This is a genomic window from Actinoplanes aureus, assembly GCF_015704865.1.
GTDB lineage: Bacteria > Actinomycetota > Actinomycetes > Mycobacteriales > Micromonosporaceae > Actinoplanes > Actinoplanes aureus.
The window spans coordinates 146,252-160,974 of sequence record NZ_JADQTO010000015.1 but is presented as its reverse complement, the minus strand read 5'-3'; the positions used below and the strand labels follow the sequence as shown (position 1 = coordinate 160,974).

The following is a 14,723-nucleotide window of genomic DNA, read 5'->3' as shown; positions in this document are numbered from 1 at the left end:
ATCGGGCGACACCGGTACGGTGAACCGGCCGATCCCGGGCCTGGGCTCGCCCGAGTCCCGGCACGAGCCCGCGGGGTCGCGCCGGACGGCGTACTACGAACGAGTGGTCCGCTATGTCTGCCGGGCGCCGGTGCGGCGGACCACCCGCAGCAGGTACTCCTTGCGGTCGAGCGGATCCGGGCCGGTCCGTTCCCGGGACGGGGCCGGACCCCGTACCGGTGCGTAGCGGGCGAAGGCGCTCTCCAGGACACCCTCGCCACGGGTCAGCGCGGGCAGCCGCCGGGTCAGCTCGTGCACCCGGGCCGCCGGGATCTCCCCGGCGATCTCGGCCGGGCCGGTCGACAGCGGCACCGCGCCCAACCGGGCCAGCACCGGCAGCACCGCGGGAACCGTGCCGGGCGGCACCTCGGCGCGGAAGGCGTGGATCGGCTCGTGCACGACCGTGCCGGCCCGGCGCAGCGCCGTCATCAGCACCAGCGGGGTGAGCAGGCGGAAGTCGGCGCCGGTACTGGACATGCTCTTGTCGAAAATGGCGTGTGAGTGTGACTGCCGCGGCGAATACCCCGAGTGGGTCATGGTGACCGCGCAGTCCGGCACCGACCAGCCGTGCAGGCCCTGCCGCAGCGTCTCGCGCACGGTCTGCTCCACCGCCGCGAAGAAGGCCGCCGGCATCGACCCCAGCTCCACGCCCAGGCCGAACGACACCCCCGAGCCGGGCGCCGCCGGTGCCACCCGCAGGCCCACCGTGGCCAGGAACGGGTTGGGGTCGACCTGGTTGAACTCGACCGCCTCGCCGACGCCGGCGAGCCGTTCCACGCAGATCGTGGTGGTCTCCCGGAACGTCACGGTCAGCCCGTACTGCTCGGCCAGGGTGGCCTCGACGACCTCCTTCTGCACCTCGCCGTAGAGCGAGACGTACACCTCCTGGCGCTCGTCGTCCTGTCGCAGATTGATCAGCGGATCCTGCTCGGCGAGCTCGGTGAGCGCGGCATGCAGGGCGCCGCGCTCCGCTCGGCGGGACGCGAGCACCGCGGTCTCCAGGCTGGGCGGCGCGAAATGCGGTTGAACAGCCTTTTCGCGTACGCCCAAAGCGTCCCCGATCCGGACCGAGCCGAGCCCGCGCAGCCGGCCGATCTCACCCGCGCGGATCGCGTCCCGGGTCTTGGTCGCGCCGTCGGCGAAGACCTCGATGCCGGTGATCCGATCCGGCCCGGCGGTGTCGCGCACCCGCAACGTGCCCTCGAACATCCGCAGGTAGGCCAGTTTCTCGCCGGCCGGCCCGCGGTCGACCTTGAACACCGTGCCGGCCGGCGTCCCCTCGGCGTCGCCGGTCGCCGCCGGCAGCAACCGGGTGATGCCGTCGACCAGGTCGTCGACGCCGGCGCCGGTGATCGCCGATCCGAAGTAGACCGGATGGACCCGGTCGTGCACCCGCACCGGCGGCAGCGGGCGTTCCTCCACGAACGCGGCCAGGACCTCGTCGTCGTGGTCGGCGAGCCGCAGCAGGTCGACGCCGGGCCGGACGCGCACGTCGCGGCCGCCGAGGCCGTCGACCCGGCTCATCGGTACGATCGCCGGGCTCAGCCGGGCGGCGATCTCGTCGAGCACGCCGTCGAAGCGGGCGCCCGTGCGGTCCACCTTGTTCACGAAGATGAGCGTGGGGATGCGCAGCCGGTGCAGGGTCCGGGCCAGCACCCGGGTCTGCGCCTGCACACCCTCCACCGCGGAGACCACCAGAACGGCGCCGTCGAGCACGCCGAGGACCCTTTCCACCTCGGCGATGAAGTCCGGGTGGCCGGGCGTGTCGATCAGGTTGACGGTGCGGTCACGAAGCCGGAACGACACCACCGCCGACTTGATGGTGATGCCGCGGCGGCGCTCCAGATCGAGGGTGTCGGTCTGCGTGCTGCCGTCGTCGACACTGCCGAGACGGTCGATGACTCCGGCGGTGTGCAGCAGGCGCTCGGTGAGGCTGGTCTTACCGGCGTCGACGTGGGCCAGGATGCCGAGATTGAGAATTGACAAGCGTCATGTCCTTAACGAGGGTGCGGACTCCTTCCGGGCGGGACATGTACGCAGCACGCATCTCACTGATCTCTCTGCTCGGCTTCGCGGACCGCCCAAGCTCATCAGTGCGGCGAGGCCGGGGCAATCGATTTAAAAACCCGGCGCCGCCGCGCCCGGCGTTTAGGGTCGGCGGATGGTTCTCCCTCGCTTCGCCGGCATCCGGCCCGCCACTGTGCTTCCATGCGCCTCGACCGCGGACGTGGTGGCAGCGGTGTCCGAGGCCCGCCGGGCCGGCCGCCCGGTCGCCGTGCGCGGCGGCGGGCACTGCTTCGCCGGCCGATCCAGCACCACCGGCACGGTGATCGACGTGAGCCCGCTGACCGGCGTACGCGCCGACGGCGACCGGGTCGTCGTCGGCGCGGGTACCCGGCTCGCCGAACTGTACGACCGCCTCGCCGCACACGGCCGCACCGTCCCGGCCGGCTGCGGCGCCACGGTCGGCATCGCCGGCTTGACCCTCGGCGGCGGCCTCGGCATCCTCGGCCGCCGACATGGCCTGACCTGCGACAGCCTCCTCGCCGCGACCGTCGTGCTGGCGGACGGCACGGTGACCGAGGCCGGCGACGACCTGCTGTGGGCGCTGCGCGGCGGCGGTGCGCCCGGCGTGGTCACCTCGCTCACCTTCCGGACCGTGCCGGCACCCGACTCCACCGCCTTCCGGCTGACCTTCCCGGCGCCGGCCGCCGCCGACGTGCTCGACGCCTGGCAGCACGCCCTGCCGGAGCTCGACGAGGCGTACGCGCCCAGCCTGGTGATCACCGCACCGCCGCTGTCGGTCACGGTCTTCGGTGCGGCGCCCGGCCCGGCCGCGGTGGACCACCTGATCCGGCTGATCGCGGTGCGGCCGTCCACGGACGAGCGGCAGCACGGCACCCACCACGCGACGAAGCAGTGGCTGGCCGGCGACGGCGACATCGGGCACGCGTACCTTCGCTCGGAGTTCTTCCGCCAGGCCGTGCCGGCCGCCGAGCTGATCGACCGGCTGAACACCGACCACCGGCCGGGAGAGCAGCGCGAACTCGACTTCAACCCGTGGGGCGGCGCGTACAACCGGGTGCCCGCGGACGCGACCGCCTTCCCGCACCGGGACGCCCGGTTCCTGCTCAAGCAGACCGCCACGGTCGGCGCGGGGGAGCGGCCCGGCCCGTGGCTCGAGTCCTCCTACGCGATCACCCACCCGTACGGCACCGGGGGCGCGTACCCCAACTTCCCCGAGCCGGACCTGCCGCCGGAGGCCTACTCCCTGGGCAACACGGACCGCCTGCGGCGAATCCACGCCAGCCACGACCCGGACCGGATGTTCACCTGATCGGACGTAGGCTGACGGGATGGCGCGATACGTCATCGATGCCCCCACGCTGCTGCATCTGATCGACAACGAGCTGCCCATCGACACCGGCCACCAACTGGTCGCTCCGAACAACATCCGCTCCGAGGCGCTGCAATTCCTGCTGGCCGACGTACGCCGCGGCGAGCGAACCGACAGGGCCGCACTGCGCGTCCACGAGCGGATCACCGAGCTGAGGATGCGCCTTCTCGGGGACCGGGTCTCCCGGACCACCGCCTGGCGTATCGCGCGAGACCAGAACTGGGACTCCCTGCGCGACGCGGAATACCTGGCGATCGCCCGCCTGCAGGCGGACGCCCTGGTCACCGTCGACCCCGCCCTGGCAGCCAAGGCCGAAAACGTCGTCCCGGTAGCCCCGCTGCACGCTCTGCTCCCCGCCGGCTAGAGAGCTTCCGTGGTCAGGGTCCCCAAGCGGTGATCTTGCTCGGCCCGCGCTCAATGCTGTCTCAACGGCCGCCAGACAGCACCCACGTTGGGCCAAGACCAGCGGCCGCGCTGGGTGTCTCTGCTTCCGGGTGGTCGCGCTGGGACGGAACTTTCCCGGCGGTCGCTTTGGGGCAGGTCGGGGTGGCTGGCTCGCGTGGCAGGGCGGGACGGGGTCGATGTGGCGGGGCGGCGGCTGCCCGTACCTCGTCAGGCGGCTGGTGAGCGGGGGATGAGGCGGCGGGACGCCGCCGTGCGGACGGTGGGGGTCAAGGCGGCCGCGATCACCGCGTAGCCCGCGCTTGACGGGTGGAACCGGTCGGCGCTGAACAGGTCCTGGTCCTGGGCGAAGCCGGCGGTGGAGGTCATGCCGATGTCGGCCGCGTGGGCGCCCGCGGCCAGGGCGGCCGCGGTCTGGGCGTCGTGCAGGAGCTGGCTGGCGGCGCGGACCGTGGCGCGCATCTGGGGTGGTACCCAGGGGACCACGCTCAGGTCGGGAGCGGGGGCGACGATCACCTCGGCGGATGCCGAGCGTAGTGCGCGGACCGCGCTTTCCAGCTGGGCTGCCGCCTGCTGGGGTGGGACGAAGCGGGTCAGGTCGTTCGCGCCGATGATGATCAACGCTAGGTCCGGGCGCCAGGGGAGGGTTCGCTGTACCTGGGCGGCGAGGTCCCGGCTGCGGGCGCCGGGAACGGCGAAGATCCGGGTGTCGTTCGGTATGCCGTCATGAGTGAGAACGGTGGAGAGGCGGGCCGCGACCGTGTCGGCGGGGCGGGCGGCGCCCTGGCCGTAGGCGATGGAGTCGCCGAGGACTGCGAGCTTCAGCGTCATGCCATTCGCAACGATTTGGCTGGTGGGCTGCTTCCCAGCGCGACCTGCGTCACTCGGATTGCGGCGGCCGTTGTGGCCTGCGGGGGAGCAGGGCCGCGCCGGCGGTCGCGGCGAGTAGCTGGCTCGCGCCTACGGCTAGCAGCAGTGCGGTGGGGCCGTGCGCGGTCATCAGGCCGCCGGCGGCCGCGCCGGCGGCGGCTGCGGTGACCTTGATGCCGGCGCCGAGGGTGAAGACCTGGGTGCGGTGGTCCGGTGGGGATTCCCGGTCCCGGATCGTGAAGAGCGCGACCGTGACCGGGCTGCTGAACAGGCCGGCCACGCCGAACAGGGCGAGCAGCAGCCAGCCGGCGGGCGCTGCGGCGGTCAGCAGGAACGGTACGGCCATGCCGATCGTGCAGAGCAGCAATGCCCGTTCTGGGTGCCGGTGTACGGCGCGGATCCGTAGGCACAGCAGCGACCCGAGCAAGCCGCCGGCGGCGGTCACGGACATGATCAGGCCGGTCAGGGCCGGGCGGTCGGTGTGGATGGCGACCGCTGCCGCGGCCAGCGGCAGGGCGCCGAAGCCGAGCTGGCTCAATGCGGAGGCTACGGTCATGGCGCCTAGGCGGCGGCGCCGGACCATGACGGTGAGTCCGCCGAGTGCGGGGGGTCTGCGGCGCCTGCCGGCGACGGGTGGCCGGGCCGCCAGGGGCAGGGTGAGGAAGAACAAGGCGCCGATGGTGACGCAGCCGCCGAGGGCGATCAGCGACCAGGCCGCGCCGGTGGCGCCGGCGACGACGGCGGCCAGCGCCGGGCCGAGGATTCCGGCCAGGCCGTAGGTGGTGGCGTCCAGGGAGAAGGCACGCGACAAGGTAGCCGGGGTCAGTTCGCTGAGCAGGCTGCTCAGGCCGCCCAGCAGCAGCGGTGACAGGCAGCCGGCGATGATCAGACTGGCCGCGGCGGCCGCGGTGGAGCGGCCGATCAGCGCGGCTGCGGCGGCAAGTGCTGCGGCGTACGCGGTGAAAGCGGTCGCATACAGCGGCTTGCGGCGGCGCACCGTGTCGGCGGCGGTGCCCGCCAGCGGTGCGGCTGCCACGTGCGGGATCATTAGCGCGGCGACGAGCAGGCCGCCGAGGTCGGCTCGTCCGGTTCGTTCGAGCGCGAGCAGCACGATCGCCACCCGGGCGCCCTCGTCGGCGAGCCGGGCGCCGACGGCGGCGGTGAGATAGCGTGCCAGGACACGGGATTCGGCGGTGGGCGCCGGGCGGGTCGCTGTGGTCATCGTGGGGCGTTTCCTGACGTACGGGTAAGGGCCGCTTTGGGTCCGCACCAATTACCCGCCTCGCCGGTTCCCAAGCGCGCGCGGGGCCGGCGCGATTGATCGCGCCGGCCCGCGGTGGTGCTGGTGTGTCAGGCGGGAAGGCCGCCGACCTGCTGGTTGACCCAGGTACGGATGGACGGCAGATCGCCGTAGATGGACGGCGCGGTCGCGCAGACCGAGCTGTTGTTGCCGGCCCGGCTGGTCACGCCGATCAGCGCCCAGCGACCGCTGACCTGCCGGACCTGCGGGCCGCCGGAGTCGCCGTAGCAGGCGCCGGCGTTGCCGCCGGTGTTGTTCGTGCAGATCTCGTACGCGGCGTTGATGCCGAGGCAGCGGCTGTCCGCGACGATCGAGGTGTCGAGCTCGTTCGCGATGCGCGGGGTGGAGCCGCAGCCGCGGGTGGGACAGGTCTGGCCCCAGCCGATGATGCGGGTGGCGGTGCCGACAGCGCCCGAGGCCGTGGGGATCGGCGCGGGGGCGTGCGACACCGACGACGCGAGTTCGAGCAGCTTGACGTCGATCCGCGGGTGGTTGACGGCCCGCCGGACGGCGACGACGGTGCCGCCGGCGGACCGGTCGACGCTGCCTACCCGTACCGAAGAGGGGGTCGGGCAGTGTTTGGCGGTGACCGCCCAGTTCGCCTTGATGAGCGAGCCGGTGCAGCCGGAGACGTAGACCATGAACGAGTAGTTCTCGCTGGCGGGCTCACCGCCGACGACCAGGGTGCCGGGAGTCGGCTCCGTGGGACTGGCCGCGACCGCGGTGGCCGGCGCGAACACGCCGGCGACGACGAAGGCGGCAGCGAGGAGAAGCCGGGCGGGTTTGCGCATCCGAAAAGTCCCTTCCTGCCTTGGGGAACGGGCGGTTGCCCGGGCTGACCGTAGCCGGAAATAGACGAGGGTCGATACATCCCAGGCGGGGCCTATCGCCGGGGTGATGGCCCTACCAGGTCGGCGTAGCCGATCGCGTTCAGCAGGTCCGGGGACCCGGTGACGCGGAGCCGGAAGAGCCAGCCCGCGCCGTACGGGTCGGAGTTGAGCAGGCCCGGTTCGTCGGGGAGCGCCGGGTTGACCTCGACGATCTCGCCGTCCGCCGGGGCGTACACCTCACTGACCGACTTGGTGGACTCGATCTCGCCGCACGGGTCGCCGGCCTTGACCACGGTGCCCGGCTCGGGCAGATCGATGAAGACGACGTCGCCGAGCGCCTCGGCGGCGAAAGCGGTGATGCCGACGGTGGCGATCTCGTCGTCGGTGAGCCACTCGTGGTCACGGCTGTAGCGCAGGTTCTGCGGGATCATGGGAGGCTCCTGGGGTCGGGTCGGCCTCCCTCGCTCTGTCACGTGGCCTGAGAGGTTCACCGCCGAAGCGGCTTGCACCGTGGGCGCGGACGCGGGTGGCGTCCGACTTTCCAGAGTCGCCTGACCGTTGCGGTACCGGGGCCTGAGAGATTCTGAGGGAGAAGTTGCTCCTTCGGCGCCTCGCTGAAGAGGCGAGGACTCTCCCGCGACGGTTGATGCGGCGAGGTATTCGGTTGTGGGCGGCGTAAGCCTACCGGGCCGGGTCAAGACGCTATTCCGGTGGCGCCGGGCCGCGGTGATGACCGATCGTGGCCGGATGAGCGGCGAGGAGCTGTCGGCGGCGGAACAGCGGGTGTGGGCACGGCTGCCGGACGGCAGCCGGGAGGCGTTGCTCGGCCTGTCACCCACCGATCAGCAGACGCTGCTGCTGTCGGTGGCGCGGGCGCGTTCCTCTCGGGTACGCCCGGCGGATCTGGTCCGCCGGTGGCGCGAGGACCGGTTCGTGCGGCCCGCCGCTGCCGGCCCGCGCGAGATCACCGCGGTCGTGGCCCGGTTGTGGGAGTTGCTGCCTGCCGCAGTCGAGGGCGTGGAGTTGTCGCCGCTCGCGCCGGTCGGCGCGTGCTCGGCGCTCGGCCCGGTGAGCCAGAACCGGGTGGTCACGACGATGCGCTCGTCCGAGTTGGTCAGTGACGCCACCAACGCCCTGGCGATCGAGGCCGCCGACCGGCGCCTGCGGCAGCCCGGTGGCGGCCTGGTTCATCTGGCGGCGAGCCACCGGCTGGTCCGGGCGCAACGGTTCGTGGCGGGCGCGCCTGCGCACTTCCGGCTGTTCTCGCTGGTTTCCAGCGGCCGCGACGCCGGTAACGGCACGACGCAGGCGCGGATGCTGGCGATGCACGTCGGCTTCTGGCAGCGTGCGCTGGCCGCCCTGGTGCCGGCCGCCTCGCCGCAGGTGCACTACACGTGCTTCGACGACACCGCCCCGCCCGCGCCCGATGCCGCCCATGGCGTGCCGGTGGTCGAGGAACCCGAGCGCGAACGGGGCCGGGGTTACTACACCTGTGCCGCCCTCCGGACCACTGCCGCCGGTGCGGAGATCGGGGACGGTGGATTCACCACGTGGACGGCACTGCTGATGGGCGACGCCAAGGAACGGTGCCTGATCTCCTGCGTCTCCGTCGACGAGCTCACCGCCCGGGGCCCGATCTCGCGCTGATCCAGCGGATGGCCACCCTCAGCGGACGTCAGGACCGGCGCCGGGCGTCGACCTCGATCTCGATCTTCATGCGTGGGTCGGCGAGCCCGCAGACGAGCATGGTGGCGGCCGGCCGGATGTCGCCGAACCGGCGGCGCAGCGTCGGCCAGCACGGCTCGAAGTCGGCGCGGTCGGGCAGCAGGTAGCGGACCCGTACCACGTCCGCCAGGGTGCAACCCGCCTCGGCCAGGGCCGCCTCGACGTTGCGCAGGCACTGTTCGGTCTGCTCGACCACGTCGTCGGAGATCGTCATCGTGGTGTAGTCGTAGCCGGTGGTGCCGGAGACGTACACGCGGTCGCCGTCGACCACGGCCCGGGCGTACCCGATCTGGTCCTCGAAGGTGGAACCGCTGAAGATCGCTCGTCGTTCGGTCATGCCGGGAAGGTATGCGACCAGCACTTATCCGTACAGGGTTCGGACGAACGCGTCCATCGCGACGGTGACCTGGCGCAGCGCCTCGGCCGAGCGCACCGGGTCGCCGGCGATCTCCATGCCGTGATCCGCGTTCTCCGCCTCGTGAACCGGCCGGCCGAGACTTCGGGCCAGCTCGGGGTCCCACGACGGGTCGGCCGTGCCGCCGGCCAGCAGGAACGGCGCTGAGCCGCGGCGCAGGTCGGCCGGCAGCTCGGTGTCACGCAGTACCGGGGTCAGCCAGATGCCGGGCAGACCCCGGTCGGCGGCCAGGGCGGCGGCGAACGCGCCCATCGACTTGCCGGCCAGGGCGATCCTCGGTGCGGTTTCGCGTTCAAGCACGCGGCCGACGTGCGCGAGCGTGAAGGAGCGCAGACGAGCGAACCAGACGGGCAGATCCTGACCGTCCCGCGGCGGCGGGGACTCCGGCCAGCTGACCTCCCGTGTGGTCCAGCCGTGGCTCCGGAACACCGCGCCGGCGAAGTGCAGCAGCGGCCGTTCGACGGAGTAGCCGTGGCCGGGAATCAGGAGCGCGACGTTTCCGGCCACCGTGCCATCCCTTCCCGGATTCCTCGGGCGCCGGCCATCCACGTGGCCGCCGGCCACGAATCCCATTCACCGTACGCCCGGCGAGGTGAAGGGAACGTCGACATGGCTGACTACAGGACCGGGTCGTCCCGCCTGCGCTACAACGTGGACGGTACGGACCAGCGGTCCCTGGCCGGGATGGCCGCGGTCGTCGTGCTGCTGCACCTGGCCGGGTTCGGGCTGCTGTTCGGGCTGCTGCTGCCGGACGGGTACCAGCTCGGCGACGACCGGCAGGGCGTGGTGGTCGCGGCCGGCATCGTGGCATACGTGCTGGGGCTGCGGCGGGCGTTCGACCCGCGCCATCTGACCGCGGTCGGGGACAGCGCGGCCGAGCTGGCGCGGCGCGGTCGCCGGTCGCCCGCGGTGGGATTCTGGTTCGCCCTCGGCTATGCCGCGTCGGTGACCGCCCTGACACTCCTGCTGACCATGGGTGTGCAGGGGTTCGCCTGGTGGCGCGGGCTCGACGGGTTCGTCCCGCGGCTGATCGTCGACGCGGCGGACGCCGGGGTGTTCCTCGGGATCCTCGGTGTCCTGAGCATGACCATCCTGTTCGGAGCGGTACGGCGGCGGCGCGGGCCGGCCGCCGGGGAGCCGCCCGGCAACCGGTGGCCGGTGGGCCGGTTCGTCGACCGGCTGATCGAGTGGGTACGCAGTCCGTGGCAGCTGTTCGTGGTGGGTCTGCTGTTCGGCGCCGGGTTGGGCATCGCGGCGGAGGCGGCGCTGCTCGTGCTCGCCACCGGGATGGCCCTGTTCGTGCTGCCGGCCTATCCGGTCGTGGTGGTGCCGGTGCTGTTCGCCGCGGGTATGTGCCTGGGTGGAGCCGTGCAGGGCGTGCTGGTGATCGATCCGTATGGAACGCCGGAGGACGAGCAAGCTCGCGGTGGGATCTACCAGATCGGGTTCGCGGCGTTCGCCGGGTTGATGGCACTCGCGGTCAGCGTGTCGCCGCTGGTGGGTGAGCTGCCGGAGATCACGCTGCCGGGTGGGCTGGCCGGGAATATCGATCTGACCAGCGGACTCACCGACGGACCGCTCGTGGAGATCGCGCAGGTGCTGGTCAGCTGGCCGGTCCTGATTGTGCTGCTCCTTGTGGCCGCGGTGGTGGCGGCCTTCGTGATCCGGCGCCGCCGCGGTGAGCGGGACGGGCGGGCCGGCGCCACGGGGTCGTCCGGCGATCGGGCACGGCCGGCGGCTGCTGCGGGTGATCGGGCTCGGCCGGTGGCTGCGGCCGGCGACCGCGGACGGCCGGCGGCGAAGGAGTCCCGGCAGGCGCGTGCCGCGGCGAAGCGGGAGGCCCGAGAGGCGAACGCCGCAGCAAGGCGGGAAGCTCGTGAGGCCAGAGCCGCCGAGAAGCGGGAGGTCCGCGAAGCGAACGCCGCGGTCAAGTGGGAAGCCCGCGAAGCGACCGCCGCGGCCCGGCGGGAGGCCCGCATGGCGGCTGCCGCATCGCCGAGCGCGCGCCGGCCCGAGCCCGCTCCGGATCCGCGCCGGTCCGGAGAGCCGTCGCACGGGGCGCCGGCTCGCGGCCGGGCGACCGTCCAGGCGGCTGCTGGCGGTGGAGGACCGGCCCCGCAGCCCGTGGCGCGGCAGCCGGTGGCCCCGCACCCGGTGGCCCCGCAATCGCCGGCACCGCAATCGGTCGCCGAACACCCGCGAGCGATCGCCCAGGTCCCGGTGAGCAACGGCGGACCGACCACACCCCAGCCGCACAACCCCGCCCAGCACACCCTGATCGATCAGCGGACCACCGACGACCCCGGCACGCAAGCCCTGATCGCACCCATCACGGCCCAGGCCGTCGCCGTGGTCACCGCCGCCGGTGCCGGGCTGGGCCGGGCCATCGCCTCCGGGCTGGCCAGCGCCGGGTACGGGATCGTCGCCGTGGACACCGACCCCGGCAGCGCCGAGGCGTGTGCGACGCAGGTCCGGGCGTTCGGCGTGCCGGCGCGGGCGTTGCGGGCCGACATCCGCGACCCGCGCTACCTGGACCGGATCGTTGACGCCGCCGACGAGCTGGGCGGTCCCGGCGTACTGGTGAACAGCGTCAGCGGCAGCGGCGAGGAGATGACCGCCGCGATGCTGGTGAGCCAGCACCTGCTCGAGCCGATGCGGGCCGGCGGCGGTGGGGAGATCGTCAACGTCGTCTCGGCGCCGGAGGCCGAGGACCGGCTGATCAGGTTCACCGCGAGCCTGGCCGGGCCGGCGCAGGGCTACGGCGTCCGGGCGATGTGCGTGACCGCCGACCCGCGCCGTACCCATCCGGCCGACCTGGTCACCGCCGTCCTGGATCTGATCCAGCTGGGCCGCGCCGGGGCGGTGGTTCAGATGCAGGCCGTCGGCTTCCGGCCGGGCGTGGTTCGGGGCTCAGCCCCGGTCGGGTGACGGCCACTCCGCGACCGCACGCCGGTAGCGGTCCGCCAGGTGGGTCAGCGCCGCGGCCAGCTCGGGCCCGTCGACCACGGTGAAGTCGGCGTCCAGCATGCCCAGGTAGAGGGCGAGCATCTCCGGGTGGTCCGAACCGGGGGTGAACTCGCACCTCTGCGGGCCGAGCTCGCGCACGTCGACCGGCACCGGGATGCGGTCGCGGACGTGCGCGGCCGGCGCGTGCACCACGACCCGGGCCCGATAGCGCCAGGTCGCGGTGCGCACGCTGTGCGCGACACGCGCGGTGATCTCGGGGTCCGGCGGGAGCGTTCGGGGTACGAAGCGCGGCCCGGCCGCCCCGGACGGGGTGATCCGGTCGGCCCGGAAGGTACGCCAGTCCGCACGGTCGGTGTCCCAGGCGAACAGGTACCAGCGGCGGCGGTCGTTGACCAGCCGGTACGGTTCGACGTCGCGTTCGGTCCTGGTGCCGTCGTGCGACTCGTACCGGAAGCGGAGGCGCGTACGGTCCCGGCACCCGTCGGCTATCGCGTGAAGAAGGTGCGGATCCATCGGTCCTTCTGGAGTGGGTACGCGGAGGGCGTACGTCCCGATGGTGTTGATTTTGCGGCTGAGCCGTGCGGGAAGCACCTGCTGAACCTTCGCCAGGGCCCGGAGTGAGGTCTCCTCGATGCCCGCCACCGAGCCGCCGGCGGCCGTGCGCAGGCCGACCGCCACCGCGATCGCCTCCTCGTCGTCGAGGAAGAGCGGCGGCAGGCTGGCGCCGTTGCCGAGCCGGTAGCCGCCGCCGACGCCGGGCCGGGCGTCCACCGGATAGCCGAGGCGGCGCAGCCGTTCCACGTCCTTGCGGATGGTCCGGGTGGTCACTTCGAGCCGGTCCGCGAGGCCGGTGGCGCTCCACGTGCGACGGCTCTGCAACAGCGAGAGCAGGCGCAGCAGGCGCAGGGATGTCTCCGCCATTCGCTCATCGTCGTCGCGATTGCGGAACGAGGCGATCCGCAATCGCTCCTAACGTCGGCGCTGACACCGATGAAGGCAGGAGAGAACCGATGAATCCGTTCCGCATCGCCGTCCCGCAGACCGACCTGGACCTGCTACACGATCGTCTGGCGGCGGCCCGCTGGCCGGCCGAGCTGCCGGGGGTGGGCTGGTCACGCGGCGTACCTTCCGACAAGCTGCACGAACTCGCCGAATACTGGCGGACCGGGTACGACTGGCGGGCCGCGGAGGCGCGGCTCAACGAGTACCCGCAGTTCACCACCGAGATCGACGGTCAGAACGTCTGGTTCCTGCACGTGCGCTCGTCCCGCCCGGACGCCACCGCGCTGCTGATCACCCACGGCTACCCGAGCTCGCCGGTCGAGTTCCTCGGCCTGATCGAGCCGCTCAGCGCCGACTACCACCTGGTCGTTCCGGCCTTGCCGGGGTACGCGTTCTCCACACCCCTGTCCGGCACCGGCTGGACCATGACGCGTACCGCCCGTGCCTGGGTCGAGCTGATGCGCCGGCTCGGCTACGACCGTTACGGCGTGCACGGCGGCGACGTCGGAGCCGGCGTCTCGGGGGCGGTGGCCGCTCTCGACGGTGACCACGTCATCGGGTGCCATGTGGTGACCGACCCGCCGACCGCCGCGGCCACCGCCACCTTCCTGCCCGGCATGGCCGACCGTTTGAACCCGGACGACCCGGTCGACAAGGTGATCCTGGAACGGATGGACGCGTTCCGCGACGACGGATCCGGCTATCTCGCGATCATGAACACCCGGCCCCAGACCATCGGGTACGGGCTGACCGACTCCCCGATCTTCCAGCTGGCGTGGATCGCCGAGAAGTTCGAGGAGTGGACCCGCCTGCCGATCGACCGCGATCAGCTGCTGACGAACGTGAGCCTGTACTGGTTCACCGGTTCCGGCGTCTCCGCCGCGCACACCCTGTACGAGCAGGCACATTCGACGGAGTGGGGCGATCCGCCGGCGGTGCCGCAGGGCTTCGCGGTGTTCGGCGCGGACGAGACGGTGCGCAAGCTGATCCCGGTGCCGCCCGGCACGCACTGGACCGAGTTCGGCCACGGCGGCCACTTCCCGGCCATGGAGGCCCCGGCGGACGTGGTCGCGGACCTGCGCGCCTTCTTCGGACCGCTCACCTGATCACGGCCCCGACCGCCGCCTCGGGGGTGTCCACGTGCTGAATGCCGGGCACCGGTGCGCCGTCCCCGGCGGCCACCCGCCAGCCGCGCAGCGAGACCACCGGGATGCCGCCGCGGCGCATGGCCAGGGCGATCTCGCTGAGCGTGCCCCACGAGCCGCCGACGCTGATCACGGCGTCGGCGCTCTGGACGATGATCGCGTTGCGGGCCTCGCCCATGTTGGTGACGATCGTCGCCGACAGGTCGGGGGAGGCGTCCCTGCTGTCGTCCGGCCGGATGCCGATGACCAGGCCGCCCCTGGCCCGGGCGCCGGCCGCGACGGCGGCCATCACGCCGGTCCCGCCGCCACAGATGACCACCGCGCCGTGCTCGGCGAGGAGTTCTCCCACGCGGCGGGCCGCCCGGGCCTCGGCCTCGGTGCAGTCGCCGGGGCCGCAGACGGCCACCTGGAGCGCCATGTCAGTGGGCCAGCAGTTCGAGGACGACAACGGCGGCGCCGAGAGCGAACTCCGCGAACAGCACGATGAGTTTCTGCCAGACCGGGAGGCGGACCCGGCGTACGGCCAGGTAGCCGATCACGATCAGCGACGCCACCAGGGCGAGATCATCGACCATCGCATCAGCCTAGGCCCGGCGGCCGTAACCGTGAGGCGATGCTGTTTCCCGGCGGT

The 14,723-nt window shown here is 72.6% G+C and carries 15 protein-coding genes and 2 riboswitches; of the genes, 5 read left to right on the top strand and 10 right to left on the bottom strand.

Annotated elements, in window-relative coordinates; genetic code table 11:
* Nucleotides 1–111: 111 nt before the first annotated feature.
* A complete protein-coding gene (locus I4J89_RS29155; protein WP_196417302.1) occupies nucleotides 112–2,025 on the bottom strand; it encodes an elongation factor G in 1,914 nt (637 codons plus the stop codon).
* Nucleotides 2,026–2,200: 175 nt separating this feature from the next.
* On the opposite strand from I4J89_RS29155, the gene I4J89_RS29150 reads away from it, so the two are divergent.
* On the top strand, nucleotides 2,201–3,376 hold the full coding sequence (locus I4J89_RS29150; protein WP_196417301.1) for an FAD-binding oxidoreductase: 1,176 nt from the start codon (nucleotides 2,201–2,203) through the stop codon (nucleotides 3,374–3,376).
* A 19-nt stretch (nucleotides 3,377–3,395) separates the two neighbouring features.
* Complete coding sequence (locus tag I4J89_RS29145; RefSeq protein ID WP_196417300.1) at nucleotides 3,396–3,800, top strand: PIN domain-containing protein; 405 nt, start codon at nucleotides 3,396–3,398, stop codon at nucleotides 3,798–3,800.
* A 248-nt stretch (nucleotides 3,801–4,048) separates the two neighbouring features.
* On the opposite strand, the gene I4J89_RS29140 is transcribed toward I4J89_RS29145, so the two are convergent.
* The 4 genes from I4J89_RS29140 to gcvH all read right to left on the bottom strand — a co-directional run bounded on the left by I4J89_RS29140 (nucleotide 4,049) and on the right by gcvH (nucleotide 7,269).
* Complete coding sequence (locus I4J89_RS29140) at nucleotides 4,049–4,669, bottom strand: SGNH/GDSL hydrolase family protein (RefSeq protein WP_196417299.1); 621 nt, start codon at nucleotides 4,667–4,669, stop codon at nucleotides 4,049–4,051.
* 49 nt (nucleotides 4,670–4,718) lie between these two features.
* Nucleotides 4,719–5,930, bottom strand: a complete 1,212-nt coding sequence (locus I4J89_RS29135) for an MFS transporter (protein ID WP_196417298.1) — start codon at nucleotides 5,928–5,930, stop codon at nucleotides 4,719–4,721.
* A 128-nt stretch (nucleotides 5,931–6,058) separates the two neighbouring features.
* On the bottom strand, nucleotides 6,059–6,799 hold the full coding sequence (locus I4J89_RS29130) for a S1 family peptidase (protein ID WP_196417297.1): 741 nt from the start codon (nucleotides 6,797–6,799) through the stop codon (nucleotides 6,059–6,061).
* A 92-nt stretch (nucleotides 6,800–6,891) separates the two neighbouring features.
* Entirely contained in the window at nucleotides 6,892–7,269 is a 378-nt protein-coding gene (gene gcvH, locus I4J89_RS29125) for a glycine cleavage system protein GcvH (RefSeq protein ID WP_196417296.1), read from the bottom strand.
* A gap of 33 nt (nucleotides 7,270–7,302) precedes the next feature.
* A riboswitch (glycine riboswitch) is annotated at nucleotides 7,303–7,385 on the bottom strand.
* 4 nt (nucleotides 7,386–7,389) lie between these two features.
* A riboswitch (glycine riboswitch) is annotated at nucleotides 7,390–7,485 on the bottom strand.
* A 100-nt stretch (nucleotides 7,486–7,585) separates the two neighbouring features.
* Between gcvH and I4J89_RS29120 the strand changes: the two genes are divergently transcribed.
* Entirely contained in the window at nucleotides 7,586–8,485 is a 900-nt protein-coding gene (locus tag I4J89_RS29120) for a hypothetical protein (RefSeq protein WP_196417295.1), read from the top strand.
* Nucleotides 8,486–8,513: 28 nt separating this feature from the next.
* Here I4J89_RS29120 and I4J89_RS29115 read toward each other — a convergent pair whose 3' ends face one another.
* Nucleotides 8,514–8,900, bottom strand: a complete 387-nt coding sequence (locus I4J89_RS29115) for a RidA family protein (RefSeq protein ID WP_196417294.1) — start codon at nucleotides 8,898–8,900, stop codon at nucleotides 8,514–8,516.
* 24 nt (nucleotides 8,901–8,924) lie between these two features.
* Entirely contained in the window at nucleotides 8,925–9,485 is a 561-nt protein-coding gene (locus I4J89_RS29110) for an alpha/beta hydrolase (RefSeq protein ID WP_196417293.1), read from the bottom strand.
* A gap of 102 nt (nucleotides 9,486–9,587) precedes the next feature.
* Between I4J89_RS29110 and I4J89_RS29105 the strand changes: the two genes are divergently transcribed.
* On the top strand, nucleotides 9,588–11,906 hold the full coding sequence (locus I4J89_RS29105) for a HoxN/HupN/NixA family nickel/cobalt transporter (RefSeq protein ID WP_196417292.1): 2,319 nt from the start codon (nucleotides 9,588–9,590) through the stop codon (nucleotides 11,904–11,906).
* On the opposite strand, the gene I4J89_RS29100 is transcribed toward I4J89_RS29105, so the two are convergent.
* On the bottom strand, nucleotides 11,889–12,866 hold the full coding sequence (locus I4J89_RS29100) for a helix-turn-helix transcriptional regulator (RefSeq protein ID WP_196417291.1): 978 nt from the start codon (nucleotides 12,864–12,866) through the stop codon (nucleotides 11,889–11,891). The genes I4J89_RS29105 and I4J89_RS29100 overlap by 18 nt on opposite strands.
* A gap of 89 nt (nucleotides 12,867–12,955) precedes the next feature.
* Here I4J89_RS29100 and I4J89_RS29095 point away from each other — a divergent pair, with 89 nt between their 5' ends.
* Nucleotides 12,956–14,053: an epoxide hydrolase family protein gene (locus I4J89_RS29095; RefSeq protein WP_196417290.1), complete on the top strand. Its 1,098-nt coding sequence runs from the start codon at nucleotides 12,956–12,958 to the stop codon at nucleotides 14,051–14,053.
* Here the strand turns inward: I4J89_RS29095 and I4J89_RS29090 are convergent.
* Nucleotides 14,046–14,510, bottom strand: a complete 465-nt coding sequence (locus I4J89_RS29090; RefSeq protein ID WP_196417289.1) for a TIGR00725 family protein — start codon at nucleotides 14,508–14,510, stop codon at nucleotides 14,046–14,048. The genes I4J89_RS29095 and I4J89_RS29090 overlap by 8 nt on opposite strands.
* Nucleotide 14,511: 1 nt before the next feature.
* A complete protein-coding gene (locus tag I4J89_RS29085) occupies nucleotides 14,512–14,667 on the bottom strand; it encodes a hypothetical protein (protein ID WP_196417288.1) in 156 nt (51 codons plus the stop codon).
* Between the last annotated feature and the right edge of the window lie 56 nt (nucleotides 14,668–14,723).

Excerpts from the sequence above, each read along its gene's own strand:
- I4J89_RS29150 (WP_196417301.1), top strand. The coding sequence starts at position 2,201 with ATGGTTCTCCCTCGCTTCGCCGGCATCCGGCCCGCCACTGTGCTTCCA.
- I4J89_RS29145 (WP_196417300.1), top strand. The coding sequence starts at position 3,396 with ATGGCGCGATACGTCATCGATGCCCCCACGCTGCTGCATCTGATCGAC.
- I4J89_RS29140 (WP_196417299.1), bottom strand. The coding sequence starts at position 4,669 with ATGACGCTGAAGCTCGCAGTCCTCGGCGACTCCATCGCCTACGGCCAG.
- I4J89_RS29135 (WP_196417298.1), bottom strand. The coding sequence starts at position 5,930 with ATGACCACAGCGACCCGCCCGGCGCCCACCGCCGAATCCCGTGTCCTG.
- I4J89_RS29130 (WP_196417297.1), bottom strand. The coding sequence starts at position 6,799 with ATGCGCAAACCCGCCCGGCTTCTCCTCGCTGCCGCCTTCGTCGTCGCC.
- gcvH (WP_196417296.1), bottom strand. The coding sequence starts at position 7,269 with ATGATCCCGCAGAACCTGCGCTACAGCCGTGACCACGAGTGGCTCACC.
- I4J89_RS29120 (WP_196417295.1), top strand. The coding sequence starts at position 7,586 with ATGAGCGGCGAGGAGCTGTCGGCGGCGGAACAGCGGGTGTGGGCACGG.
- I4J89_RS29115 (WP_196417294.1), bottom strand. The coding sequence starts at position 8,900 with ATGACCGAACGACGAGCGATCTTCAGCGGTTCCACCTTCGAGGACCAG.
- I4J89_RS29105 (WP_196417292.1), top strand. The coding sequence starts at position 9,588 with ATGGCTGACTACAGGACCGGGTCGTCCCGCCTGCGCTACAACGTGGAC.
- I4J89_RS29100 (WP_196417291.1), bottom strand. The coding sequence starts at position 12,866 with ATGGCGGAGACATCCCTGCGCCTGCTGCGCCTGCTCTCGCTGTTGCAG.
- I4J89_RS29095 (WP_196417290.1), top strand. The coding sequence starts at position 12,956 with ATGAATCCGTTCCGCATCGCCGTCCCGCAGACCGACCTGGACCTGCTA.
- I4J89_RS29090 (WP_196417289.1), bottom strand. The coding sequence starts at position 14,510 with ATGGCGCTCCAGGTGGCCGTCTGCGGCCCCGGCGACTGCACCGAGGCC.
- I4J89_RS29085 (WP_196417288.1), bottom strand. The coding sequence starts at position 14,667 with ATGGTCGATGATCTCGCCCTGGTGGCGTCGCTGATCGTGATCGGCTAC.